Genomic DNA, 22,734 nt, shown 5'->3' on the forward strand with positions numbered 1-22,734 from the left:
GCATAGCAGCGAGTTTGAAGATAGGGAGACTGATGATGAAACGCACTCTGTTGGCACTGTTGCTGGCCCCCATGATGATGGTGCCGGTTCAGGCCGCACAAGGCGGCTGTGGTTTCGCGCAGCAAGAGGAGGGTGGCCTGTTCGCCACCTGTGACCAGGAAGAGAAAAAAGAAGTGATCCTGACCGGTTACCTGGGCTTCGACGAGCTGCGCCAGCAGCCCGGCTACGAGGCCAATTTCGACGCCTACCAGGCGGACGCCGCTCTGGTGGCCAAGCTGGCGGCCATCGACACCCCCACCGAGCTGGTGGTGATCGTCGGCACCTGGTGCCCGGACTGCCACCGGGAGACCCCGCGCCTGGCCAAGATCCTGGCCGAGGCCAACAACCCGAACCTCTCCGTGAAGTACATCGGCATCGATCGCAGCCGCACGGATCCCGAGGGGCTGGCCGCCCAGTACGACTTCCAGCGCATCCCCACCATCATGGTGCGCCGCGATGGCGAGGAGCTCGGCCGCATCGTCGAGTCCCCGGAGGTCACCCTGGAGCAGGACCTGGCCACCATCCTCGGCGCCGAGTAAGCGCCGCAGGACCCAAAGCCCACCGTTCGGTGGGCTTTTTTGTGTCTGGAGCTCAGCCCACCGCCCTTGTTATCCTAGTGTTGCATTAGCAGGGAGTGGGTATGAGACGCAGCAAGGGCATGGGATTGATGGAACTGGTGCTGGTGGTGGTGTTGCTGGCGATCCTGGCCGGGGTGGCCCTGCCGAAGTTGCTGGATCTCGGCGACGACGCCAGCGACGTTCAGCTCAAACAGCTGACCGCCGACTACCGCCAGGCGGTGCAGTTTGCCCACCTGCGCTGGCAGACCAACGGCGGCACCGACCGCCAGGACATGCCCGGCTACGCCGGCGACATCCTCGACATGAACCCCGCCGGATTCCCCATCGGCATCGACAAGGGCAACGGCAACTTCAACATCGGCCGGGGCAACAATGGCTGCATTGCCCTGTGGCAGACCCTGCTTGAGGATCCCCCCAGCATCTCACTGCAAAACGACGCCCAGTTCCAGGCCTACCGCCACAACGCTGGGGCCGGCACCGGCCGGGTCAGTTGCAGCTACGTCTACCGGGGCGATGGTGACACCCGGGGCCGCAACCGCGCCGCCCGGGTGATCCAGTACGACTCCCTGGACGGTCAGGTGGCCCTGATCCGCCGCTGATTCGCAAAGTGTGTCAATTGATGTCCCGATGCAAAAGTCTGTGTGAAGTGCGTTCAGTCAAAATTCCCTAAGTAATTGATAACGCTGAACTCTCACTAACAAACACTGCATTCACAAGTGTAAGCTTCTTACATCCTTTCATCGTCGGTTAACAGCACCGCCGCCCCCAGGGGTCATCTTTATAGGGCCTAGTAGACCTGCAAGGAATGACCTTATGAAAACCGTCGCCCTGACCGCCCTGATCGTGACCGCCACCCTGGGTTCCGCCCAGGCCGCCCAATACCAGTTTGTCGCCATGGACAACTCGCCGGCCACCAAGCTGTGCATCGCCGCGGCGACCCAGAAGCCGATGCAGCTGCACCAGGCCATCAAGTACCAGGGCTACACCGAGAAATCCGTGGCCCGCGCCGTGGACTGCAACAACGAGAGCATCGCCAGCTTTGCCGCCCGCTACAACCCTGACCCCCGCTCCGTTGAGCGCCTGAGCCGCTACAACCCCGGTGGCAAGGTGAACATCACCGATCTGAGCGCCTATCAGGGCCCGGCGGTGATCGAAGTGAACGGCAACGCCAACTGAACCCAACGCCACGAAAAAGGGCGGCCCTGGGGCCGCCCTTTTTGCTGTGGTGGCTTACTTGGCCACGTTGCCCGCCACATTGAGGGCGTCCCAGGTGCGGGCGAAAGGCGGGGCATAGACCAGATCCAGCATCCCCAGATCGGCGGTGGTCATGCCGCTGTGGATGGCGGCAGCCAGGGTGTCCACCCGCAGCACCGCGCCGGCGCCGCCGGCTAGTTGGCCGCCGAGGATCCGCTTGCTGTCCGCCTCGTACACCAGCTTCACCGCCACGTCCTGCTGCCAGGGCACGTAGTTGGTGGTGGTCTTGTCCCGGATCACCTTGGTCTTGACCTGGAGCCCCATGGCCTCGGCCTCGGCGGCGCTCAGCCCAGTGCGCCCGGCTTCCACCTCGAGCACCTTGACCCCGGCACTGCCCAGGGTGCCGGGAAACGCCTTCTCAGCGCCACAGAGGTTCTCACCAATCAAGCGGCCCATCTTGTTGGCAGTGGTCGCCAGGGGGATGTAGACCGGCTGCTGGCGCACCCGGTGCCAGACCGTGGCGCAGTCCCCGGCGGCGAAGGTGTCCGCCAGGCTGGTGCGTCCCTGGGGATCGGTGACGATGGCGCCGTTAGCCAGCCGCTCGATGCCGGTGTCCGCCAAAAAGTCGGTGTTGGGCCGCACCCCGGTGGCCACCACCACCAGATCCGCTCGGTAGCTGGCCTGGTCGGTGCGCACCTGGGTGACCGCCCCCTCCCCCTCCAGCGCCTCTACCCGCTCGGACAGGTGCATGGGGATCCCCTGGCGCAGGATCTCCGCCTGGATCACCTCGCTCATCTCCGCATCGAAGGACTCCGACAGCACCCGGTCCGCCAGCTCGATAAGCCGCACCCGCTTGCCCTGATGGTGCATCGCCTCCACCACCTCCAGGCCGATGTAGCCGGCGCCGATCACCACCACATCCTGGATCTCCGGCCGCTCGGTGAGGGCGCGCAGCGCCAGGCCGTCGGCCATGGTCTTGAGGAAGAACACCCGCTCCAGTTCCAGCCCGGCCACCGGGGGCCGGGCCACGCTGGCGCCGGTGGCGATCATCAGCTTGTCGTAGCCGTGCTCGAAGGTCTCGCCGCTGTCCAGGTTGATGACGGTGGCCACCTTGGCCTCGGCGTCGATGCGCTCCACCCGGTGGCGCACCCGCAGATCGATGCCGGACTGGCGAAACTGCTCGACGCTGCGCTCGGCCATGTAGCCGGGCTCATCGAAGAAGCCGCCGACGTAGTAAGGCAGGCCGCAGGCGCCGAAGGAGACGACGTCGCTTTGTTCGAACACGGTGATGCTGGCCTCGGGGGCGCTGCGGCGGGCCTTGGCGGCGGCGCTCATGCCCGCGGCCTCGGCACCGATGATCAGGATTTTCATAGGGCTTCCAACAAAAAAGGGCCGTCCCACGGGACGGCCCTGGGCATTCGGTTAGGGCTTAGGATACGGATTCCAGGTCCAGTTCCAACTCCTGCTCGCCATTGTAGACGGACATGTCGGTCTGGCCCAGCACCCGGCTGGTGATGAAGCCGGAGGTGATGGCGCCGTTGACGTTCAGCGCGGTGCGGCCCATGTCGATCAGCGGTTCGATGGAGATCAGCAGGCCAATCAAGGCGATCGCCTCGTTGGGCAGCCCCAGTGCGGAGAACACGATCAGCGCCGCGAAGGTGGCGCCACCGCCCACCCCGGCCACGCCGAAGGAGCCCACCACGATCACCGCGATCAGGGTGGCCAGGAACTCCAGGCTCATGATGTCCAGGCCGATCACCGGCGCCACCATCACCACCAGCATGGCGGGGTAGATGCCGGCACAGCCGTTCTGGCCGATGGTCGCCCCGAAGGAGGCGGCGAAGTTGGCCACGCCATCGGGCACCCCGAGCTGACGGGTCTGGGTCTGTACCGTCAGCGGGATGGTGGCGGCGCTGGAGCGGCTGGTGAAAGCAAAGGTCAACACCGGCCACACCTTCTTGACGAAGGTCCAGGGGTTGCCACCGGCCAGGGAGACCAGCAGCAGGTGGACGCCGAACATCAGCAGCAGGGCGAAGTAGGAGGCCAGCACGAAGTTAAACAGGTTCAGGATGTCGGCAAAATTGGAGGAGGCCAGCACCTTGGTCATCAGCGCCAGCACGCCGTAGGGGGTCAGGCGCAGCACCAGGGTGACGATGCGCATGACGATGGCGTAGGCCACCTGCATAAAGCTGTCGAACTTGGCCGCCAGCTCCGGCTGCTTCTTGTTCACCCCCAAGGCCGCCACGCCGATAAAGGCGGAGAAGATCACCACGGAGATGATGGAGGTGTCCCGGGCCCCGGTCATATCCAGGAAGGGGTTGGCGGGGATGACGTCCACCAGGGTCTTAGCGATGGAAATTCCCTCGGCGGTGCCTTCGCGGGCCAGCAGATCGGCGGCGCGCTGTGCCTCGCGGCTGCCCTCCACCAGGCCTTCGGCGGTCAGGCCGAACAGGTTCGCCACGGCGAAGCCGATCAGGCCGGCCACCGCCACGGTGCCCAGCAGCACACCGATGGTCAGGCCGCTGATCTTACCCAGGGACTCGCCGTCCTTGAGCTTGAGGATGGCGCAGATGATGGAAACCATCACCAGGGGCACGATGATCATCCTCAGCAGCTGGACGTAGCCGCGCCCGGCGATGTCGAAGTACTGGATGGAGGCCGCCACGGTGGCGGAGCCGGCGCCGTAGATCCACTGCAGGATGGCACCGTAGGCCACCCCCAGTCCCAGGGCGACAAACACCCGACGGGTAAACTTGACGTGGTTCTGCTGCATCTTGAACAGCAGAACGAACAGACCCAACATCACTGCGACGTTGAGCAGGACAAACAAATTCATAGTTTTCGTACCTTATCCGGGCAGTTATCCCGGTTCGCCTTTAAATGGTGGCGGGAGTGATTGTAATTTTCCTTCGACCCAAAGCAATCCTCTGGGTCCTCCCTCAGACGCGCAGCATACCCAAAGGGACGCCGGATCCTTTATGCCCAAATGGCATATCAAAGTCCATTTGGATTATTACGCCACCGACTCCGTCACGCTCCGGGTCAGCTCCACCAGCACCCCCTCCCGCAGAGCGCCTCCGGCCAGGGTCAGCTTAGGCAGGCCCAGGGCCGCCATAAAGCCCGCCAGCAGGGCCACCCCCGCGGCCAAGGTGGGCACCCGTTCCGGGTCCAGCCCCGTCAGTTCAGTGTGGCCCAGGCTCAGGATCTCCGCCTGCACCTGCGCCAGCAGGGCCGGGGTGATCGCCTCCATGGGCTCGCCCCGGGCCACGGCCAGCTCGAACAGGCTGCGCACCGCGCCGGACACCCCCAGGGCATTGACGCCGCGGTAGGGGGCCAGGGCGTCGGCAAAGGGGGCCAGGGCGACAGCCACCTGCTCGGCCACCTCGGCGAAAGCGCGCTCACTGAGCCCCTGGGCCAGGGCCCCCTGGTTGGTGGTGACGCAACCGAGTTCGAAGGAGTGCTTGAACTCGATCCCCTGCTCGTCCCCCACCACCACCTCGGTGCTGGCGCCACCGATGTCCAGCACCAGGGCCCGGCCGCTCACCTCGGTGGCGGCCCGCATCCCCTGGTAGATGAGGGTGGCTTCCCGCTCGCCACTGATCACCTCGATGGGGTGACCCAGCAGTGGCTCCCCCTGGGCGATAAAGTGGGCGGCGTTGTCCGCCTGGCGCAGGGCCGCAGTGGCCAGCACCGCCACCTTGGCCGGCCGGTACTGACGCAGCAGCTCGCCAAACCAGGCCAGGCAGTCGAGTCCCTCGGCCATGGCCTCGTCGCCGATGTGGCCACTCACCGCCAGCCCTCGGGCCAGGCGGGCCTTGCGCTTGTGCTTGGCCACCACTTGGGGCACCGGAGTGTCGGGGGTAGCCAGCAGCATGTTGAAGCTGTTGGAGCCGAGGGTGATGGCCGCCACCAGGGGGGCCGAGGTAGGGGAAGTGGGGTTGTGTGTGGACATCAAAGGGACGATTCCTCCTGGCCCTGAGGCCGACTCCAGAGCCTTCGAAGGTACCAGCCCCCGAGGCCCGGGTCGATAGGGCGTCCATCGCCGGCGGGCAAAAAAAACGGCGACCCTGAGGTCGCCGTCCTGCGTGCTGAGCTTAGCGGCGGGGCCGGCCGCGGCCGCCACCGCCACCGCGACCGTCGCGGCGCGGGCCGTCCCGACGCTGACCGTCCCGACCACCGGGGCGACGGTGGCGCTGGATCCGCTGGGGACGCTGGATGTCGGTCAGCAGTGCACTGGCGTCGTAGCTGGACACCGGGATGCTGTGGCTGATGTACTCCTCGATGGCCGGCAGGTTGAGGGCGTACTGCTCACAGGCAAAGCTGATGGAGTGCCCGGTGGCGCCGGCCCGGCCGGTCCGGCCGATGCGGTGGACGTAGTCCTCGGCGTCGTCCGGCAGATCGTAGTTGAACACGTGGGTCACGTCGGCGATGTGCAGCCCCCGGGCCGCCACGTCGGTGGCCACCAGGAAGTCGATCTCACCGGCCTTGAACTGCTCGAGGATCTTCACCCGCTTCTTCTGCGGGACGTCGCCGGTCAGCAGGCCAACCCGATGACCATCGCCGGCCATCCAGGCGGAGATGTCCTCGCAGCGGTGCTTGGTGTTGGCGAAGATGATCGCCTTATCCGGCCAATCCTCTTCAATCAGGGTCAGCAGCAGACGCATCTTGTCGTCGTTGGAGGGGTAGAACAGCTCCTCCTTGATCCGCTTGCCGGTCTTCTGCTCCGGCTCCACCTGAACGTGCTCCGGCTCGTTCATGTGCTCGTAGGCCAGCTCCTGCACCTTGAGGGAGAGGGTGGCGGAGAACAGCATGTTACGGCGCTCGTCGGGGGCCGGCATGCGACGGAACAGGTAACGGATGTCCTTGATGAAGCCCAGATCGAACATGCGGTCCGCTTCGTCCAGCACCATCACCTGGATGCCGTTGAGCTTGTAGGTGCCCTGCTTGTAGTAATCGATCAGTCGACCGGTGGTGCCGATCAGGATGTCGATGCCGGCCTCGATGGTCTGACGCTGGCTGTCGTAGCCTTCCCCACCGTAGGCCAAACCCAGCTTCAGACCCGTGGTCTGAGACAGCGGCTCGGCGTCCTTGAAGATCTGGATCGCCAGCTCCCGGGTGGGGGCCATGATCAGGGCGCGGGGGCTTTTACCGTCGTGGGCCTCCGGTGCCGGCTTGTTCAACAGCTCGTTGAAGGTGGCCACCAGGAAGGCGAGGGTTTTGCCGGTCCCGGTCTGGGCCTGGCCGGCGATGTCCTTACCGGAGAGCAGGATGGGCAGGGTCAGCGCCTGGATCGGCGTGCAATGGGTGAAACCGGCGGAATCCAGGGCTTCAACCACTTGGGGAGCCAACGGAAAGTCCGCGAATTTCGTTTCGGTCAGATGGGTCTTAGTCATAACGGTGCAGCATATCGGAAGCGCTTGCCATTGGGAACCTAATCAAGTCAAATAATCGCCATATCTCGCCGGCTTCGGCGCCACTTTAGCCCCGGCTAATCCACCGGGGTTGAAAGCCGAATTCGGTGGACCCATATAGGATGTCATGGGACGTCTGCGAAGGCGCGTGCCGATCAACAAACGGAGCCAAGAATGAGCGACAAGATTGTACAGCTGTCCGACGACAGCTTTGAGAACGACGTACTGAAAGCCGACAAGCCGGTACTGGTGGATTTCTGGGCTGAGTGGTGTGGTCCCTGCAAGATGATCGCCCCGGTACTGGACGAGCTGGCGGACGAGTACGGCGACCAGATCACCATCGGTAAACTGAACGTCGACCAGAACACCGACACCCCGCCCAAGTACGGCATCCGTGGCATCCCCACCCTGCTGCTGTTCAAAGGCGGTGAGCTGGCCGGCACCAAAGTGGGCGCCGCCTCCAAAACCCAGCTCAAAGAGTTTATCGACGCCCACCTGTAAACCGGTCGGCGCCGCAGAATCGGGCAGTCGAGTTAGCACAGATTGCTTGGTCGGGCCGCTCCTTCGGGGCGGCCCGTTTTCGTGCCCAAAGCGCTGGACGCTCCCGCCCAATGGTGCTAGCTTAATACCCAGTACATTTCTCGCCCTAGCTGGGCCACTCTCCTTTTTTTAAATCACAGCAACAGTGACATAGCCGCGCTCGTCCCTTGGGCGCACAAATCAAAAGACCCACCATATGAACCTTACCGAACTGAAACAGAAACCGGTCTCCGAGTTGGTTGCCCTGGCGGAATCCATGGGCCTGGAAAACCTCGCTCGGGCACGGAAGCAGGACATTCTGTTCGCCATCCTCAAGGCCCACGCCAAGAGCGGTGAAGACATCTTTGGCGACGGGGTACTGGAGATCCTGCAGGATGGCTTCGGCTTTCTGCGCAGTGCCGACTCCTCCTACCTGGCCGGCCCCGACGACATCTACGTCAGCCCCAGCCAGATCCGGCGCTTCAACCTGCGCACGGGCGACTCCATCGCCGGCAAGATCCGGCCGCCGAAAGAGGGTGAGCGCTACTTCGCCCTGCTGAAGGTCAGTGAGGTCAACTTCGACCGCCCGGAAAACTCCCGCAACAAGATCCTGTTTGAGAACCTGACCCCCCTGCACGCCAACGACCGGCTGCGCATGGAGCGGGGCAACGGCTCCACTGAGGACATCACCGCCCGGGTTCTGGATCTGGCCAGCCCCATCGGTAAGGGTCAGCGCGGCCTGATCGTGGCACCGCCGAAAGCCGGTAAGACCCTGTTGCTGCAAAACATTGCCCAATCCATCGCCTACAACCACCCGGACTGTGTCCTGATGGTCCTGCTGATCGACGAGCGTCCCGAGGAAGTGACCGAGATGCAGCGCCTGGTGAAGGGCGAAGTGGTGGCCTCCACCTTCGATGAGCCCGCCTCCCGCCACGTCCAGGTGGCCGAGATGGTGATCGAGAAGGCCAAGCGCCTGGTGGAGCACAAGAAGGACGTGGTGATCCTGCTCGACTCCATCACCCGTCTGGCCCGCGCCTACAACACAGTGATCCCCAGCTCCGGCAAGGTCCTGACCGGGGGTGTGGACGCCAACGCCCTGCACCGTCCCAAGCGCTTCTTCGGCGCCGCGCGGAACGTGGAGGAGGGCGGCAGCCTGACCATCATCGCCACCGCCCTGGTGGACACCGGTTCCAAGATGGACGAGGTGATCTACGAGGAGTTCAAGGGCACCGGCAACATGGAGCTGCACCTCTCCCGCAAGATCGCCGAGAAGCGTGTCTTCCCGGCCATCGACTTTAACCGCTCCGGCACCCGCCGCGAAGAGTTGCTGGCGGGCAGCGAAGAGCTGCAGAAGATGTGGATCCTGCGCAAGATCCTGCACCCCATGCAGGAGATCGAAGCGATGGAGTTCCTCATCGACAAGCTGGCGATGACCAAGACCAACGACGAGTTCTTCGACGCCATGAAGCGGGCGAAGTCCTGAGTCCCAGTCCGGTCACGGCCATAAAAAAACACCGCCTTCGGGCGGTGTTTTTTGTTTTCAGGGCAGCGGGGCTGCTATACCCCTTATAAGGCCCAGCCCCGGAGACCCTGATGACCGCATCCCAATCGACACAGGAGCGCCGCCAGCTGCAGGAGCGGCGTCAACACCAGGAGCGGCGCGGCGACGCCCGCTTTGATGACGACAAGGGCGACCGCCGCATCAGCGATCGCCGCCACGACGACCGGGCCGCAGGCCACGGATAAAACAACGCCCCGGCACAGGCCGGGGCGCGATAGGCTTCGACTCGCTGCCGTTTAGAACTTCAGCCCCAGCTGCAGCTGGGCGCCGCGCTCGTCGTCGCTGCCGAACTGGCCGGCCAGGTCCAGGGTAAAGACGTCGCCGGGAGAGATCCCAAGGCCCACCGCCAGCACGTCCTCGTAGTTGCCCTCCAGATCATGTCGGTAGCCGGCCCGCAGCTGGGCGTGGCCGCCAAAGTCGTACTCCACCCCGAAACGGGCCCACTGGCGGGACTCGGCGAACAGGGCAAAAGACTCGTCGGCGATGAGATCCAGGTCCAGCGCCGCGGTGAAGCCGCCCTGCTGGAAGGCCGCCGCCCCGGTCAGGGTGGGCTTGAGCTCCACGTCCTCATGATTGACGTTGCGCAGGTTCTGCTTGATGAGGTTGCGCCCCACCAGGCCAAACTGCCAGGGGCCGTGGCCGCCGTGGAAACCGATGTCCAGGTTGAAGTCGGAGCGGTCCGTCATGTTGTCGTTGGAGGTGATGTCGTCCTCGTCGAAGTTGCTGACGGTGGCGTTGTAGTAGTAGGTGTCGATGCGCTGGAACTTCGGCGCCACCCCCACGGAGAACTGCCCCAGCCAGGGGCTCTGGAACTCCCGGGCGAAACTCAGGGCCACCTCGGTCACCCCCACGGCATGCACGTCGGCGTTGGACTGGATGTCGTCCTGATCAAACGGCTGCCCCATCAGGGCGTCGTCCAGCAGCTGCTCATCCTCCTGCACGTAGTTAACCAGGCCGTTGCCCACCAGGTAGCCGTTGACGCTCAGGCCGAAGCCCAGGCTCTTGCTGGGCACATAAAAGCCCAGCAGCGCGCCGGCGGCCCCTTCCGGCCGGCTCTGATCCAGGGCATTAAGCTGGCCGATGATCTCATCTTTGAGCGCCGTGGCGGCGGGCAGATCATTGGGGTCCCCCCGGTCAATCAGGGCTTCGAAGGCATCCAGGTTGGCCTGCAGGGCATCGATGTCGTCCACCACCTCCTCGTAATCCCGGGCTAGGGCGCCGGCACCGAGCTGGAAGTAGAAATCGTCATCCGCTTCGAATCGGGTCAACAGGGCGGGGTTTTGGCTGGCGCGGGTGAAGTCGCCGGAGGCCACCCCGACGCCGGCCATGCCGCCGGAGCGGGCATCGGCAAAGGGCACCGCGGACACCGCCGGGGCCAGAGTCAGGGCCAGGGCCCCGAGGTAAATCGCTTTCATCGTACTACTTCCTTGTCCAAAAGGCGGACGGATTATACCCAAGCAAGGGACGGATTTTCGGGGAGAACATCACGCCCAGGCACCAAGCGATTAACCTCTGGGCAGCGCAGCACCCCCGTCCTGTTAACGACCGAACGGGGGGCAAACTTGAGTCAGGGCGAGGGGCAGGACACCGGCAGGTAGCGATCGCCAAGATAATCAAAGCGATAGCACTTCTCCTGCCACTGGTAGCGGGGGCCGTCCGGGGTCATCAACAGGCGGGCGTTGGCCGGCAGGCTGGCGCGGCTGCCGCCGGGCACCGCCTCCTGGCTCAGGGTGCGTTCACTGGCGGCGGTCACCACCTTGGGGGCGGGGGCCGGTCGGGGCCGGCGGGGGTAGGTGTAGCGACGGTAATCGTCCCAGTAGCTGCGCTGCCAGGAGCGCCGGTACCAGGGGTAGCGCCAGCGGCTGTTCCAGTAGGGGTCGCCATACCGGTAGTGGCCATAGCTCCAGCTGGGGGAGCCGTAATGCACCGACCAGCCCCAGCTGCCACCGGCCTGGGCCGGACCCGCCAGCAGCAGGGCCGTCAGCAGCAACAGGGGTTTAAGGACAGGGGATCGGCACATAGTCAGTCGTCATCCAGTTGCGTCGGTAGCAGCCCAGCTCGTTCTGCCAGTAAGGGCCCTGGGGCGAGGTTCGTTCCACCGCGCCGGCGGGCGGGTTGCCCCGGGCGGGGTTGACCGGGGCCGGAGCGGTCACCAGGGCGTCCAGCTCGGTGCGGGGTCGGGCGTCGCCCTCCAGGCGCAGCCGAGGCTCCGGTGCCGCAGTGGCGTCGTCCAGCCCCTGCCAGCGGGCCGGATCATGACGCTGCTGATACTGATGCTGCCAGGTCTGCTGCTGCCAGCGCTGATTCTCCTGCCACTGGCGCTGCTGTTGCCAGCGCTGCTCCAGCGGCGGAGCGCCTATGGGGCGCTGGGCCTTGTAGCCGGCGTTCCAATTGGCCGGCGGACTCGCCAGCACCAGCCACACCAATGCCAGCTGGCTTATTGTCACCATGCTCACTCCTTTTCGCGCCTAGTGCCAGTTTAGGCCGCCAGAGGGGGCTTCGGGTTCCCTTGCTCCCCCAGCCCTGTCCCGGGCCGGGCCGCATCGCTATAATAGCTGCGCACTTTGACGAAGGTCACACCTGGCCAGAGAATAAAATCTAATGAAGTTCAGTGACTTAAGAGAATTTATCGGGTTTTTGGAGCAACAGGGCGAGCTCAAGCGGATCACCGCCGAGGTGGATCCCCACCTGGAGATGACCGAGATCTGCGACCGGGTGCTGCGCGCCGGTGGCCCGGCGCTGCTGTTCGAGAACCCCAAGGGCAGCGAGATGCCCGTGCTGGCCAACCTCTTCGGCACCCCCCGGCGGGTGGCCCTTGCCATGGGCCGGGAGGACACCTCCGCCCTCAAGGAGGTGGGGGAGCTGCTGGCCTTCCTTAAGGAGCCGGAGCCGCCCTCGGGCTTCAAGGACGCCATCGCCAAGGTGCCGATGTTCAAACAGGCGCTCAACCTGCCTCCCAAGCGGGTCAGCAAGGCCCCCTGCCAGGAGATCGTCTGGCAGGGCGACGAGGTCGACCTGACCAAGCTGCCGATCCAGCACTGCTGGCCCGGCGACGTCGCCCCCCTGGTGACCTGGGGCCTGACCATCACCAAGGGTCCCAACCAGAAACGCCAGAACCTGGGGATCTACCGTCAGCAGCTGCTGGGCAAGAACCAGCTGATCATGCGCTGGCTGGCCCACCGGGGCGGCGCCCTGGATTACCGCGACTTTCAGGAGAAGCACCCGGGTGAGCGCTACCCGGTGGCCGTGGCCCTGGGAGCGGATCCGGTGACCATCCTCGGCGCCGTGACCCCGGTGCCCGATGGCCTCAGCGAGTACGCCTTTGCCGGCCTGCTGCGGGGCGAGCGCACCCAGGTGGCCAAGGCGGTCAGCTGCGATCTGGAGGTGCCTGCCACCGCCGAGATCGTACTGGAGGGCTACCTGGAGCCGGGCCTGGAGGCGCCGGAGGGCCCCTACGGCGACCACACCGGCTACTACAACGAGGTGGAGTCCTTTCCGGTGCTGACGGTCACCCACGTCACCCTGCGCAAAGACGCCATCTACCACAGCACCTACACCGGCCGGCCGCCGGATGAGCCGGCGATGCTCGGGGTGGCGCTGAACGACGTGTTCGTGCCCATCCTGCGCAAGCAGTTTCCCGAGATCCAGGACTTCTACCTGCCGCCGGAGGGCTGCTCCTACCGGATGGCGGTGATCACCATCAAGAAGCAGTACCCGGGCCACGCCAAGCGGGTGATGATGGCCGCCTGGAGCTACCTGCGCCAGTTCATGTACACCAAGTTCATCGTGGTGTGCGACGACGACGTCGACGCCCGCAACTGGGAGGACGTGATCTGGGCCATCACCACCCGGATGGATCCCGCCCGGGACACGGTGATGATCGAAAACACCCCCATCGACTATCTGGACTTCGCCTCACCGGTGGCGGGCCTGGGTTCCAAGATGGGCATGGACGCCACCAACAAGTGGCCCGGGGAGACCGATCGCGAATGGGGCGAACCCATCGTCATGAACGAGGCGATCAAAACCCGGGTGACTGAGCGCTGGGCCGAGCTGGGCCTGGACGCCGATCCCAAGCATGACGCAAAACCATAACGAGAACCCCATGAGCCGTATCCGCTGTCAGATAGACGCCCTTACCCCCCTGTGCGACACCGTTTTCAAGGCGGTGCTGGTCCCCGAACAGCCGCTGGCCTTCCAGGCCGGTCAGTACCTCACCGTGGTGATGGGCGAGGAGGACAAGCGCCCCTTCTCCATCGCCTCCAGCCCCCTGGACGGTGAGCGTCTGGAGCTGCACATCGGTGCCGCCGTGGCGGAGAGCTACCCGATGCAGGTGGTGGAGCGCTTGAAAACCGAGAGTCACATCGAGATCGAGGCCCCCTTCGGCGAGGCGCAACTGCGCAGCGACAGCGAGCGCCCGCGGATCCTGATCGCCGGCGGCACCGGCTTCTCCTACATCCACAGCTTGCTGGACACCCTGCTGCGCCAGGGCGACACCCGCACCACCTTCCTCTACTGGGGCGCCCGCAACGCCGAGGCGATGTACCTGCGCCCGGTCGCCGACGCCTGGGCCCAGCGCTACCCCCACCTCACCTTTGTGCCGGTGTTTGACGAGCCGGTGGCCGGCGCCCGCCAGGGCACGGTGATCGACGCGGTGTGCGAGGATTTTGTCAGCCTGCACGACTACGACGTCTACATCGCCGGGCGTTTCGACATGGCCGGCGCCGCCAGGGAGCGGTTCCGCCAGCACGGGGTGGACGAAGCCCACCTCTATGGCGACGCCTACGCCTTTATGAAGTGAGTGCCCGCTGAGGTCAGACCTTCGAGAAAACGGAACCAAACGGTTCCGTTTTTTGTTTTTCACTGTCGCCTATTTGTACAGGGGTCACAGATCCCCACGGCCCATTTATGGATAATCCCGCCGCCCCTCTGACCCGGACCCGTAGGATCGTTATGACTTTGAAAAACACGTTAAATGGCCAGGCGCTGCCCCTCAGCCACTCACACCACCTGACCCTGATGCAGCCAGCGGATCTGCCCGCCTACGCCGCCCTGCTCAACGATCCCAAGGTCCATCAGTTCCTGTTCTTTGCCCCGGCATCGGAGGCGGTGATCGCCCAGTACCTGCTGCCGCGGCTGAGCGCCGAGGCCCAGGCTCAGGCCCCGGTGCTGGCGCTGCGGGACCCGGCCGGTCGCTTCCTCGGCATGGTGGCCCTGGCGCAGTCCGACGCCCCCGGCGTGCTGGAGCTGGGTTTCCAGCTGAGCCCCGAATGCTGGGGTCAGGGGCTGGCCACCGCCGCCGCCCGCCAGCTGTTGGCCATCGCCTTCGACCAGTTGGGTGCCGGCGAGGTCAAGGCCGACTGTTACGACAGCAATCGGGCCAGCAAGCGGGTGCTGGAGAAATCCGGCCTGGGCCGCACCGTCAAAGAGTACGGCCATTTCGAGAACGGCACCGTGGACCGCTGCTGGTTTGCCCTGACCGAGGCCCAGTACCGCCGCTCCGAGGCGGTGGCCCGGGACGCCCAGCTGCGTCGGGCGCCGGTGGCGGCCTGACGCGCCTACAAAAAACACCGCCCCAGGGCGGTGTTTTTTGTTTTGCCTTACGCGGGCCGGTTCGGGTCGTTCACGAACACTGCCTCCCCCTCCAGCACCCCGGAGCGCCGACCTACTTCCGCCGACTCTGGCAGCGCCATAAAGGCCTCCGCCCGGGCCCGCTCGGCCACCGCCAGCAGGAAGAAGGCGTCGTTGGGATCATCGACCCCCTGCCACAGCGCCACCAGGGTGAGGCCATACTCCGCCGCCCGCGCCCGGTCCGCCTCCAGGTGGCGGCGCCAGTGGGCAAAGTCCTTGACCTTGTTGCGTACCAGCAGCTGCATCGGCCCTCCTAGGAGAAGTTCACGTCGCGAAAATGGGGGTTGTCGACGGTGACCTGGAGCCGGGCCAGTTGGTCCAGCACCACCAGCTGCTCGCCCTCGGCCTGGGCCAGTTTGAGGCACTCCCGGCCGGCGGCATCGCGCACCGTGTCCATCGCCTGGCCGCAGAGCTGCTCGCCACTGCGTAGGGTGAGGGTCACCGGGTAGTGGAACAGGCAGGCGATCTCGATGTAGTCGTACAGCGCACAGGGGATCATGGCGGCTCCTTCAGCGTCCGTCGAGCCACCATAGCAGTGGCCGGCGCCCCCACGCAAAACGGGCGGCCCCTGGGCCGCCCGCAGGGGTCATTCGCCGCCGCTTATTGCAGCGCGTAGTGGCCCACCACCGCCAGGAACAGCGCCAGGCCGGCCCAGTTGTTGTTGAGAAAAGCCTGGAAGCAGCGCTGGGGCTCCCGGGCCCGGATCAGCCCCTGCTGGTAGAGGAACAGCCCCGCCATGACCGCCAGGCCCAGCAGGTAGATCCCCCCGAGATCCAGGCGCAGACCGATCCCCAGCAGCAGTATCAGGGTGGCCACTTGGAACACCCCGATCCAGACGCGGTCCCAGCGGCCGAACCAGATGGCGCTGGAGCGGATCCCCACCTTGAGGTCGTCCTCCCGGTCTACCATGCCGTACATGGTGTCGTAGGCCACGGTCCAGCACCAGTTGGCCGCGAACAGGTACCAGGCCAGGGTGGGCACTTCACCGGTCTGGGCGGCAAAGGCCATGGGGATGGACCAGCTCCAGACGATGCCGAGAAACATCTGCGGCGCCGGCAGGAAGCGCTTGGTAAAGGGGTAGATCACCGTCAGCACGATGCCCACGTAGGCCAGCTGGACCGTCAGGGCATTGAGCTGCAGCACCAGGGCGTAGCACACCAGCCCCAGCACGGTGAACAGCGCCAGGGCCTCCTTGGCGCGGATCTCGCCGCTGGCCAGGGGGCGGGACTTGGTGCGCGCCACGTGGCCATCGAGCTTGCGATCGGCAAAATCATTGATGATGCAGCCGTTGGCCCGCATCAACCAGACGCCGACGAAGAAGATCCCCAGCACCACGGGATCCGGCATGCCGTCCGCCGCCAGCCACAGGGCGGACAAGGCCGGCCACATCAGAAGAAAGGTGCCTATGGGTCTATCCAGGCGCGCCAGGCGCCAGTAAGCGTCAACGCGGCCCTGCAGTACTGCCAGCATGGTCCCTGCCCGTAATGGTCTCAATTGGCCGCCATTATGCGTCATCGCTCACGCAGTGTCAGCCCAGACAAAGAGGCCAGCCGCTGGGCTGGCCTCCTGACTGAACGCCGAGGGCGTTACTGCCAATCCCAGCCCCGCCGGGGCTGGCCATAATCCACCGCCCGGTTGACGCTGAAGCGGCCGTGCTGGTGGTTGGCCACCAGGGCCATAAAGGCCTCCTTGGGGATGCGGATGAGGTTCTCGTGATCCCCCGCTTCCATAAAGATCTCCGCCTCGTCGCTGAGCTGATCGTCGTACACCGCCTGGACCTGGTAGGGATCGCCGACCGCCGGCAGGGCGCCGAGTTCGCAGTCGTCGAAGGTGTCCTTAAGCTTGGTCTCGGGCACGATGTGCAGTTCGCGGCCCAGTTGCTGGTTGAGCTTGTGCAGGATCACCCGGTTGGCGGCGGGCACCACCGCCATGACGCGGCGCCCCTCGTGGTCCTCCAGCATCACCGCCTTGGCGGTCTGCCGTGCGGGCACCCCGGCACTGATGGCGGATTGCATGGCCGACTGGCTGTGGGGATGGGACACCAGCTGGTACTGGACGCCCAGGGTTTTGAGATAGTCGCTGACGCGAATGGCTACGGCCATAAGGTACCTCCTGAGTGGGTCAGGGACACCTTTAATTTTAGGCCCTCTGCCCCGGTTTGGCGGGCGGCGAGGGCCAATTGCGGTGGACTATCACGGTCACAGATGATCCCGATCATGGGGGGCCAGGAAATCCAGCTGCGGCCCCTTGGGCACCACTCGGGTGGGATTGATCATCTGGTGGCTGTAGTAGTAGTGGCGCTTGATGTGGTCCATGTGGACGGTGGCCGCCACCCCGGGCCACTGGTAGAGCTCCCGCACGTAGCCGGACAGGTTGGGAAAGCTGGCCAGCAGCTGGCGGTTGCACTTGAAGTGGCCGTAGTACACCGCGTCGAAGCGCACCAGGGTGGTGAACAGCCGCCAATCCGCCTCGGTGATCCGGGCCCCCAGCAGGTAGCGTCGGGTGGCCAGCCGGGCTTCCAGCCGGTCCAGGGCGGCGAACAACCGGTCATAGGCGGCCTCGTAGGCGTCCTGGCTGGTGGCAAAGCCCGCCCGGTAGACGCCGTTGTTGACGTTGTCGTAGACGTCCTGGTTGACCGCCTCGATCTCCTCGCGCAGTGCCTCGGGCCAGAAATCCTCGGTGTTGCCGGTCAGGTGGTCGAAGGCGCTGTTGAGCATGCGGATGATCTCCGACGACTCGTTGTTGACGATGCGCCGGGTCTGGGTGTCCCACAGCACCGGCACCGTTACCCGACCACTGTAATCCGCCTGGTTGGCGGTGTAGACCTGATAGTGGTAGTCGAAGCCGTGGAGGGCATCGCCGGTGGAGCCGGCATCGGTGTCGTAGCTCCAGCCCTTGTCCAGCATGTCCGGGCTGACCACGGAGACGCCGATGTACTCCTCCAGCCCCTTGAGGGCCCGGAAGATCAGTGTGCGGTGGGCCCAGGGGCAGGCGTAGGAGACGTACAGGTGGTAGCGCCCCTTTTCGGCTTTGAAGCCGCCCTCGCCGGTGGGCCCCGGTGCCCCATCTGGGGTGATCCAGTTGCGCAGTTGGGCCTGCTCGCGGACGAACTCGCCCCGGTTGTTCTTGGTATCGTACCAGACGTCCTGCCAGACGCCGTTGACCAGCTGTCCCATGGTGGGCTCCTCAATCTGGGCGCCTGAGGCGCGGTTAGGGGGCGGTTACTTCGCCAATTTGGCGTCCAGGCTCCAACGGCCCGGACCGTGCAGGGTGAGCAGCAAAAAGCCGCCGGCCATCGCCAGGTTCTTGGCAAAGGCGTTGAAGTCGTTGGCCAGATCCCCGTGGAAAATCACCGCCGAGAGCACGCAGAAGCCGGCCAGCAGGAAGGCCACCAGGCGGGTTTTCAGCCCCACCAACAGGGCGATGCCGCCGAACAGTTCCAGCACCACTACCGGGTAGAGCAGCACGCCGGGCACGCCCATGGACTCCATCCAGGCCTGGGTGCCGGCAAAGCCCCCCAGCTTGTGGTAGCCGGCGGCGATAAAGATAAAGGCCATCAGGGCCCGGGCCAGCAGATCCGTGGGGGCCGCCAGGGCCGCGTGTTTGGTGTCGTTCATGGGACTCTCCATCCTGTCCGTTACGTCTGTCCCCAGATTAGTCCGTTTAATAAGAATTAAAATCGCAAAAACCCGGGCCTAACGTTCGCCAAAGTCGAATCTTCAGCCTGGGTTCAGCTTTTACCGACCCAGCTGCGCTACAATCCGCCGCCCTGAAACGGCGAACATTTGACCTCTTTTACCCATGACTTCACTGCCCCTTGGACGGACGCTCATCCTGACGCCCTTCCTGCGCTACCTCGAGGAGCGCGGCGGGGCGCCGCACCGGATCCTGATGCCCGGCGGACAGACCCTGCCCCAGCTGATGCGGGCCAGTGATCTGCTGCCCAGCCACACCCTGGGTCTGGCGGCGGAAGCCCTGGCCCAGGCCAGTGAGCAGCCGGACATCGGCCTGCACGCGGCCCAGTTCAAGGGGATGCCGGATCTTCACCCCAAAATCGGCCAGGTGCTAGGCCAGAGCCAGGGGTTACTGGAGTGCCTGTGCAGCCTGCAGCGGCTCAACGCCCTGCAGGGCACCCACTTTCGCCTCTGGCTGCGCCACGAGCAGGGGGAGCTGAAGATCTTCCACCGCAGCGCCCTGCCCGCCAGCAGCCGGGGCTACGATCACGCCAACCAGTTCACCGCCTTCAAGATCGTCGGCATTGTGCGGCAGTTTCTCGGCGCCCAGTGGCGTCCGGACTACCTGGGGTTCGCCTTCAACACCCGACCCACCCTGGCGCTGATGGGGCAAACCCGGGAGCGCCGGGTGCTGACCGGCTGCCCGGACAGCTTCGTGCCCCTGGCCCTGATGTCGGAGCCCATCGCGGAGCCGGCCCAGCTGGAGGTGGTGGGTTCCAGTCTCGACAGGGTCAAGCAGGTGGTGGAGATCTTCCTGGAGCACGACAAGTTCAGCTTGGCGTTCGTGGCCCAGTTGTTCGGGGTGTCGGAGCGGACGCTGCAGCGCCTGTTTCAGGCCGAGGGGCGCTCCTTTCGCACCTACCTCAACGAACGCCGTCTTACCCGCGCCCGCGCCCTTCTGGACCAGGGGCTGGCGGTGCACCAGGTGGCCCAGCGCCTGGGCTACTCCGAGCCGGCCAACTTCACCCGGGCGATGCGCCGCTTCAGCGCCCAAACCCCCTCCCAGTACCGCCAAGGTGGCTGAGGCCACAACTTGCTCCATGGCCGTCGGGCTGTCGTGAAAGGATAGGGCCTGGGATGGGGCCGCCCCCTAGTCTGGGGGCCCAGTCCGCCAACCGAAGTCGCCCATGCTACGCAAATCCGCCGTCGCCCTGACCCTGGCCCTGGATCCCGGTGCCGGGGCCCTGGACACCGAGACCCGCCAGCTCTACCGCGAACAGTTCTCCCTGACCCAGTTCATGTACCCGAGCGAGCAGGCCAGCTGGTACTGGCGCAACCTGGAGCAGGTGCTGCCCAGCGCCCGCATCAAGCGGGCCGGTCCCTGCCGCCCCCTGGCCCGGGCCCTGATGGATCCCGCCCGGGTTCACCGCGCGCCTTTCCAGGGGCACACCCTGGGGGAGTGGCTGCACGGCGACCATCCGTCCATCAACGGCCTGATGATCCTCCAGGGGGGCAAGGTGGTGTTCGAACACTACAACATGCCCGCCAACACCCAGCACGTGTGGATGAGCAACGCCAAAACCCTGGCCGGCACCCTGGTGGCACTGCTGGAGCTGGAGGGGCGCATCGAGGTGACCCGGCCCCTGGCCCACTACCTGCCGGAGCTGACCGACACCGCCTGGGGGCCCATCCGGGTGATCGACGTGCTCAACATGCAGTCGGGGATCGACGCCGAGGAGAACGACGCCGCCCGGGCCGATCCCGACGCCGCCATCACCCGGCTGTTTCGCACCGAATTCGGCGAGGGGGGCGACTACGCGCAGGTGCTTCGGGGGATCCCCGCCAAGCGCCCGCCGGGCCAGGCGTTCGAGTACAGCTCCGCCAACACCCAGATCCTGGGCCAGCTGATCGCCCGGGTGGAGGGGCGCTCCCTGTCGGAGGTGATCGAAGCCCGAGTCTGGTCCCGGGCGGGGATGAGCGCCGACGCCTCCATGACCCTCACCCCGGACGGATACGAGGCGGTCCACGGCCTGTTCAGCTCCAACCTGGAGGACATGGCCCGCTATGCCCTGCTGTTCACCGACAGCTGGGCCGCCACCGCCGACGCACCGCTGATCCCCAAAGCGGTGGTGGAGACCCTCCAGGGGTCGGTGACGCCGGGGGTGTATGGGGTGAGCGAGGCCGCCGGCCCCTTCCTGGCCCTGACCGAGGACCGCCCGTTGGGGGCCAGCTACCAGTTCGACGCCGTGTGGGCGGACGGCGATCTGTTCAAAGGGGGGATGCGGGGCCAGGGGATCTACCTCTCGCCACGGCGGGACGCGGTGGCGGTGTGGTTCAGCAACCGCATCGAGGGGGGCAACGTCGCCGGCCACATCCGCAACCTGATGAAAACCCTCTAGGGCCCTGACCAGATCTGAGGCCACAAAAAAGCCCCGCCGAATGGCGGGGCTTGGTTGTCAGCGCAGGGGCAAAGGGCCTAGCCGGCCACCTTACTCCTTGTACTTCAGGGTGCCGTTGGCCTTGATCTCGTCGTACCACACGTTGTGGTGCTGCTTGGCCCAGTTCTCGTCGCAGTAACCGGACACCATGCACTCCATGCCACCTTCGGACATGACGGTGGCCATGAAGATGTGGACGATGGAGAAAGCGGTGACGATGATCGCCGCGGCGGCGTGGATGATCAGCGCCAGCAGACTCAGGCTGCGGGAAGGCTCCACGTACTCCGGGAACAGCAGGATCACCCCGGTGGCGGCGATGATGGCGCCGCAGAAGGCGAAGGTCCAGAACCACACCTTCTCACCGGCGTTGGCGAAGCCCGCGTCCGGGTGCTTGCCCTTGAAGGGCCCGAAGTTGATGTAGCCACCCACCACCATGAACCAGGCCAGGTCGTACTTGGCCGGGATCTGGTTCTTGGCCCACTTCACGGTCATCAGCACCCAGCCGATGAGGAAGGGGATCGCCATGTAGTCGTGCACCGGCTTGGCGACCGCCGCCATGGTGGCGAACGCCTGCTGGCCCAGGTAGGGCTCGATGATCAGGCGTCCCGCCAGCAGGGTCAGGCCGGTGAGGATCAGCAGCAGGCAGGGGATGGCCCCCAGCCAGTGGATCGCCACGTCCGCCTTGGACCAGCGGTACACCATCTTGCCGGAGAAGCCCCCGTGCAGCTTGGAGATCCCGTTCACCGCGATAAAGGCGGCAAAGGCGGCGATCATGCCAAACAGCGCCAGGGCCATGCCCGGGGCCAGCACGTCGCTGCGCAGGGGCAGCAGGCGCTCATCCTGGGGATTGATCAGCTGGGCGTGGTACTCCACCTCGGACACGGTACGGCCCTCGGCGCCCTGCTGGATCGCCTGCCACACCACCTCGGCTTCGTTGCCGGACTGGGCCGCCACGGTGCCGGGATCCGACGCCAGGGCCAGGCCCGGTGCCATCACCAGCAGCATCAACAGCGGCTTCAGCAGTTTTGTGAACATAGTTGCTCCTTCACAAAGGACTGAGGGGGCAGCCCTAGGACCGCCCCCGGTTTCAGCGGGCCGCTTTAGCCCCAGGCACCGTCTTTGTGACCACGGGTGACCACACGCTCACGGTAGATGTCGGACACCATGCCCGCATCGCCCGCCAGCAGGGCCTTGGTGGAACACAACTCGGCGCACATCGGCAGCTTGCCTTCGGCAATACGGTTGGCACCGTACAGGGCCTTCTCCTTGGCGGAGCCGGCCTCGACGCCCGGACCACCGGCACAGAAGGTGCACTTGTCCATCTTGCCCTTGGAACCGAAGGCGGACTGCTTCGGGAACTGCGGGGCGCCGAAGGGGCAGGCGTACAGGCAGTAGCCACAGCCGATGCAGCGTTCCTTGTCGTGCAGCACGATGCCGTCTTCGGTCTTGCTGAACACGTTGACCGGGCACACCTTCATGCAGGGGGCGTCGGCGCAGTGCATGCAAGCGACGGAGATGGAGGCTTCGCCGGGCTTACCATCGTTGATGGTCACAACGCGACGGCGCTGAATGCCCCACTCCAGGGCGGAGTCGTTTTCGTTCTTACAAGCGGTGACGCAGCCGTTACATTCGATGCAGCGCTTGGTGTCACACATGAATTTCATGGTCGCCATATGGGCTTATCTCCTT

General features: G+C 65.4%; 26 protein-coding genes. 11 read left to right on the top strand and 15 right to left on the bottom strand.

Going from position 1 to position 22,734, the window contains the following annotated elements; all coding sequences use genetic code 11:
• Positions 1–35 precede the first annotated feature (35 nt).
• From KUV81_RS13950 to KUV81_RS13960, 3 genes are all read left to right on the top strand, one after another.
• Entirely contained in the window at positions 36–578 is a 543-nt protein-coding gene (locus KUV81_RS13950; protein WP_222544494.1) for a thioredoxin family protein, read from the top strand.
• 101 nt (positions 579–679) lie between these two features.
• Positions 680–1,216 carry a pilin gene (locus KUV81_RS13955; RefSeq protein ID WP_222544495.1) on the top strand — a complete coding sequence of 179 codons (537 nt, stop codon included), beginning with the start codon at positions 680–682 and terminating at the stop codon, positions 1,214–1,216.
• Positions 1,217–1,430: 214 nt separating this feature from the next.
• Positions 1,431–1,793 carry a DUF3718 domain-containing protein gene (locus KUV81_RS13960; RefSeq protein WP_222544496.1) on the top strand — a complete coding sequence of 121 codons (363 nt, stop codon included), beginning with the start codon at positions 1,431–1,433 and terminating at the stop codon, positions 1,791–1,793.
• A gap of 54 nt (positions 1,794–1,847) precedes the next feature.
• On the opposite strand, the gene KUV81_RS13965 is transcribed toward KUV81_RS13960, so the two are convergent.
• From KUV81_RS13965 to rhlB, 4 genes are all read right to left on the bottom strand, one after another.
• On the bottom strand, positions 1,848–3,182 hold the full coding sequence (locus KUV81_RS13965) for a CoA-disulfide reductase (protein ID WP_222544497.1): 1,335 nt from the start codon (positions 3,180–3,182) through the stop codon (positions 1,848–1,850).
• 58 nt (positions 3,183–3,240) lie between these two features.
• On the bottom strand, positions 3,241–4,647 hold the full coding sequence (locus KUV81_RS13970; protein WP_222544498.1) for an L-cystine transporter: 1,407 nt from the start codon (positions 4,645–4,647) through the stop codon (positions 3,241–3,243).
• A gap of 177 nt (positions 4,648–4,824) precedes the next feature.
• The gene (locus KUV81_RS13975; protein ID WP_222544499.1) at positions 4,825–5,763 is read right to left on the bottom strand and encodes a Ppx/GppA phosphatase family protein; all 939 of its coding nucleotides are present in this window, start codon (positions 5,761–5,763) and stop codon (positions 4,825–4,827) included.
• Between the two features lie 142 nt (positions 5,764–5,905).
• Positions 5,906–7,204 carry an ATP-dependent RNA helicase RhlB gene (gene rhlB, locus KUV81_RS13980; RefSeq protein WP_222544500.1) on the bottom strand — a complete coding sequence of 433 codons (1,299 nt, stop codon included), beginning with the start codon at positions 7,202–7,204 and terminating at the stop codon, positions 5,906–5,908.
• Between the two features lie 192 nt (positions 7,205–7,396).
• Here rhlB and trxA point away from each other — a divergent pair, with 192 nt between their 5' ends.
• The 3 genes from trxA to KUV81_RS13995 all read left to right on the top strand — a co-directional run bounded on the left by trxA (position 7,397) and on the right by KUV81_RS13995 (position 9,487).
• Positions 7,397–7,723, top strand: a complete 327-nt coding sequence (trxA, locus tag KUV81_RS13985; protein ID WP_222544501.1) for a thioredoxin TrxA — start codon at positions 7,397–7,399, stop codon at positions 7,721–7,723.
• A gap of 235 nt (positions 7,724–7,958) precedes the next feature.
• The gene (gene rho, locus KUV81_RS13990; protein ID WP_222544502.1) at positions 7,959–9,224 is read left to right on the top strand and encodes a transcription termination factor Rho; all 1,266 of its coding nucleotides are present in this window, start codon (positions 7,959–7,961) and stop codon (positions 9,222–9,224) included.
• A 110-nt stretch (positions 9,225–9,334) separates the two neighbouring features.
• On the top strand, positions 9,335–9,487 hold the full coding sequence (locus KUV81_RS13995) for a hypothetical protein (RefSeq protein ID WP_222544503.1): 153 nt from the start codon (positions 9,335–9,337) through the stop codon (positions 9,485–9,487).
• Between the two features lie 51 nt (positions 9,488–9,538).
• On the opposite strand, the gene KUV81_RS14000 is transcribed toward KUV81_RS13995, so the two are convergent.
• The 3 genes from KUV81_RS14000 to KUV81_RS14010 form a co-directional block, all read right to left on the bottom strand.
• Positions 9,539–10,717: a conjugal transfer protein TraF gene (locus KUV81_RS14000; RefSeq protein ID WP_222544504.1), complete on the bottom strand. Its 1,179-nt coding sequence runs from the start codon at positions 10,715–10,717 to the stop codon at positions 9,539–9,541.
• A 152-nt stretch (positions 10,718–10,869) separates the two neighbouring features.
• Positions 10,870–11,322 (bottom strand): hypothetical protein, encoded by a 453-nt coding sequence (locus KUV81_RS14005; protein ID WP_222544505.1) that lies wholly within the window; start codon positions 11,320–11,322, stop codon positions 10,870–10,872.
• Complete coding sequence (locus KUV81_RS14010; RefSeq protein ID WP_222544506.1) at positions 11,300–11,752, bottom strand: hypothetical protein; 453 nt, start codon at positions 11,750–11,752, stop codon at positions 11,300–11,302. Before KUV81_RS14010 ends, KUV81_RS14005 begins: the two co-directional genes overlap by 23 nt.
• 151 nt (positions 11,753–11,903) lie before the next feature.
• Here KUV81_RS14010 and ubiD point away from each other — a divergent pair, with 151 nt between their 5' ends.
• The 3 genes from ubiD (at position 11,904) to KUV81_RS14025 (ending at position 14,855) form a co-directional block, all read left to right on the top strand.
• Positions 11,904–13,397 carry a 4-hydroxy-3-polyprenylbenzoate decarboxylase gene (ubiD, locus tag KUV81_RS14015; RefSeq protein WP_222544507.1) on the top strand — a complete coding sequence of 498 codons (1,494 nt, stop codon included), beginning with the start codon at positions 11,904–11,906 and terminating at the stop codon, positions 13,395–13,397.
• Positions 13,398–13,407: 10 nt separating this feature from the next.
• Positions 13,408–14,103, top strand: coding sequence for an NAD(P)H-flavin reductase (gene fre / locus KUV81_RS14020; protein WP_222544508.1), 696 nt, complete (start codon positions 13,408–13,410; stop codon positions 14,101–14,103).
• A 152-nt stretch (positions 14,104–14,255) separates the two neighbouring features.
• Positions 14,256–14,855: a GNAT family N-acetyltransferase gene (locus KUV81_RS14025; protein WP_222544509.1), complete on the top strand. Its 600-nt coding sequence runs from the start codon at positions 14,256–14,258 to the stop codon at positions 14,853–14,855.
• A gap of 47 nt (positions 14,856–14,902) precedes the next feature.
• Here KUV81_RS14025 and KUV81_RS14030 read toward each other — a convergent pair whose 3' ends face one another.
• From KUV81_RS14030 to KUV81_RS14055, 6 genes are all read right to left on the bottom strand, one after another.
• Positions 14,903–15,178 carry a hypothetical protein gene (locus KUV81_RS14030; protein WP_222544510.1) on the bottom strand — a complete coding sequence of 92 codons (276 nt, stop codon included), beginning with the start codon at positions 15,176–15,178 and terminating at the stop codon, positions 14,903–14,905.
• Positions 15,179–15,186: 8 nt separating this feature from the next.
• Positions 15,187–15,432 carry a Rho-binding antiterminator gene (locus tag KUV81_RS14035; protein WP_222544511.1) on the bottom strand — a complete coding sequence of 82 codons (246 nt, stop codon included), beginning with the start codon at positions 15,430–15,432 and terminating at the stop codon, positions 15,187–15,189.
• A gap of 101 nt (positions 15,433–15,533) precedes the next feature.
• On the bottom strand, positions 15,534–16,403 hold the full coding sequence (gene ubiA / locus KUV81_RS14040) for a 4-hydroxybenzoate octaprenyltransferase (protein ID WP_222544512.1): 870 nt from the start codon (positions 16,401–16,403) through the stop codon (positions 15,534–15,536).
• 116 nt (positions 16,404–16,519) lie between these two features.
• Positions 16,520–17,035, bottom strand: coding sequence for an aminoacyl-tRNA deacylase (locus KUV81_RS14045; RefSeq protein WP_222544513.1), 516 nt, complete (start codon positions 17,033–17,035; stop codon positions 16,520–16,522).
• Positions 17,036–17,131: 96 nt separating this feature from the next.
• The gene (locus tag KUV81_RS14050; protein ID WP_222544514.1) at positions 17,132–18,109 is read right to left on the bottom strand and encodes a glutathione S-transferase family protein; all 978 of its coding nucleotides are present in this window, start codon (positions 18,107–18,109) and stop codon (positions 17,132–17,134) included.
• A gap of 45 nt (positions 18,110–18,154) precedes the next feature.
• Entirely contained in the window at positions 18,155–18,550 is a 396-nt protein-coding gene (locus KUV81_RS14055) for a DoxX family protein (RefSeq protein ID WP_222544515.1), read from the bottom strand.
• 184 nt (positions 18,551–18,734) lie between these two features.
• Here KUV81_RS14055 and KUV81_RS14060 point away from each other — a divergent pair, with 184 nt between their 5' ends.
• Complete coding sequence (locus KUV81_RS14060; RefSeq protein ID WP_222544516.1) at positions 18,735–19,691, top strand: helix-turn-helix transcriptional regulator; 957 nt, start codon at positions 18,735–18,737, stop codon at positions 19,689–19,691.
• A gap of 103 nt (positions 19,692–19,794) precedes the next feature.
• Positions 19,795–21,006: a serine hydrolase domain-containing protein gene (locus tag KUV81_RS14065; protein ID WP_222544517.1), complete on the top strand. Its 1,212-nt coding sequence runs from the start codon at positions 19,795–19,797 to the stop codon at positions 21,004–21,006.
• Positions 21,007–21,096: 90 nt separating this feature from the next.
• On the opposite strand, the gene KUV81_RS14070 is transcribed toward KUV81_RS14065, so the two are convergent.
• Both KUV81_RS14070 and fdh3B read right to left on the bottom strand, forming a co-directional pair.
• Positions 21,097–22,080: a formate dehydrogenase subunit gamma gene (locus KUV81_RS14070; protein ID WP_222544518.1), complete on the bottom strand. Its 984-nt coding sequence runs from the start codon at positions 22,078–22,080 to the stop codon at positions 21,097–21,099.
• Positions 22,081–22,145: 65 nt separating this feature from the next.
• The gene (gene fdh3B / locus KUV81_RS14075; protein ID WP_222544519.1) at positions 22,146–22,718 is read right to left on the bottom strand and encodes a formate dehydrogenase FDH3 subunit beta; all 573 of its coding nucleotides are present in this window, start codon (positions 22,716–22,718) and stop codon (positions 22,146–22,148) included.
• Positions 22,719–22,734 lie beyond the last annotated feature (16 nt).

This window comes from Ferrimonas balearica (assembly GCF_019802085.1).
GTDB classification, from domain to species: Bacteria; Pseudomonadota; Gammaproteobacteria; order Enterobacterales; family Shewanellaceae; genus Ferrimonas; species Ferrimonas balearica_B.

Coding starts and splice junctions, on each gene's coding strand:
- KUV81_RS13960 (WP_222544496.1), top strand. CDS start 1,431: ATGAAAACCGTCGCCCTGACCGCCCTGATCGTGACCGCCACCCTGGGT.
- trxA (WP_222544501.1), top strand. CDS start 7,397: ATGAGCGACAAGATTGTACAGCTGTCCGACGACAGCTTTGAGAACGAC.
- rho (WP_222544502.1), top strand. CDS start 7,959: ATGAACCTTACCGAACTGAAACAGAAACCGGTCTCCGAGTTGGTTGCC.
- ubiD (WP_222544507.1), top strand. CDS start 11,904: ATGAAGTTCAGTGACTTAAGAGAATTTATCGGGTTTTTGGAGCAACAG.
- KUV81_RS14005 (WP_222544505.1), bottom strand. CDS start 11,322: ATGTGCCGATCCCCTGTCCTTAAACCCCTGTTGCTGCTGACGGCCCTG.
- KUV81_RS14065 (WP_222544517.1), top strand. CDS start 19,795: ATGCTACGCAAATCCGCCGTCGCCCTGACCCTGGCCCTGGATCCCGGT.
- KUV81_RS14035 (WP_222544511.1), bottom strand. CDS start 15,432: ATGATCCCCTGTGCGCTGTACGACTACATCGAGATCGCCTGCCTGTTC.
- ubiA (WP_222544512.1), bottom strand. CDS start 16,403: ATGCTGGCAGTACTGCAGGGCCGCGTTGACGCTTACTGGCGCCTGGCG.
- KUV81_RS14060 (WP_222544516.1), top strand. CDS start 18,735: ATGACTTCACTGCCCCTTGGACGGACGCTCATCCTGACGCCCTTCCTG.
- fre (WP_222544508.1), top strand. CDS start 13,408: ATGAGCCGTATCCGCTGTCAGATAGACGCCCTTACCCCCCTGTGCGAC.
- KUV81_RS14000 (WP_222544504.1), bottom strand. CDS start 10,717: ATGAAAGCGATTTACCTCGGGGCCCTGGCCCTGACTCTGGCCCCGGCG.
- KUV81_RS13975 (WP_222544499.1), bottom strand. CDS start 5,763: ATGTCCACACACAACCCCACTTCCCCTACCTCGGCCCCCCTGGTGGCG.
- KUV81_RS14025 (WP_222544509.1), top strand. CDS start 14,256: ATGACTTTGAAAAACACGTTAAATGGCCAGGCGCTGCCCCTCAGCCAC.
- fdh3B (WP_222544519.1), bottom strand. CDS start 22,718: ATGGCGACCATGAAATTCATGTGTGACACCAAGCGCTGCATCGAATGT.
- KUV81_RS14030 (WP_222544510.1), bottom strand. CDS start 15,178: ATGCAGCTGCTGGTACGCAACAAGGTCAAGGACTTTGCCCACTGGCGC.
- KUV81_RS13970 (WP_222544498.1), bottom strand. CDS start 4,647: ATGAATTTGTTTGTCCTGCTCAACGTCGCAGTGATGTTGGGTCTGTTC.
- KUV81_RS14050 (WP_222544514.1), bottom strand. CDS start 18,109: ATGGGACAGCTGGTCAACGGCGTCTGGCAGGACGTCTGGTACGATACC.
- KUV81_RS13950 (WP_222544494.1), top strand. CDS start 36: ATGAAACGCACTCTGTTGGCACTGTTGCTGGCCCCCATGATGATGGTG.
- KUV81_RS14010 (WP_222544506.1), bottom strand. CDS start 11,752: ATGGTGACAATAAGCCAGCTGGCATTGGTGTGGCTGGTGCTGGCGAGT.
- KUV81_RS14055 (WP_222544515.1), bottom strand. CDS start 18,550: ATGAACGACACCAAACACGCGGCCCTGGCGGCCCCCACGGATCTGCTG.
- KUV81_RS13965 (WP_222544497.1), bottom strand. CDS start 3,182: ATGAAAATCCTGATCATCGGTGCCGAGGCCGCGGGCATGAGCGCCGCC.
- KUV81_RS13955 (WP_222544495.1), top strand. CDS start 680: ATGAGACGCAGCAAGGGCATGGGATTGATGGAACTGGTGCTGGTGGTG.
- KUV81_RS14070 (WP_222544518.1), bottom strand. CDS start 22,080: ATGTTCACAAAACTGCTGAAGCCGCTGTTGATGCTGCTGGTGATGGCA.
- rhlB (WP_222544500.1), bottom strand. CDS start 7,204: ATGACTAAGACCCATCTGACCGAAACGAAATTCGCGGACTTTCCGTTG.
- KUV81_RS13995 (WP_222544503.1), top strand. CDS start 9,335: ATGACCGCATCCCAATCGACACAGGAGCGCCGCCAGCTGCAGGAGCGG.
- KUV81_RS14045 (WP_222544513.1), bottom strand. CDS start 17,035: ATGGCCGTAGCCATTCGCGTCAGCGACTATCTCAAAACCCTGGGCGTC.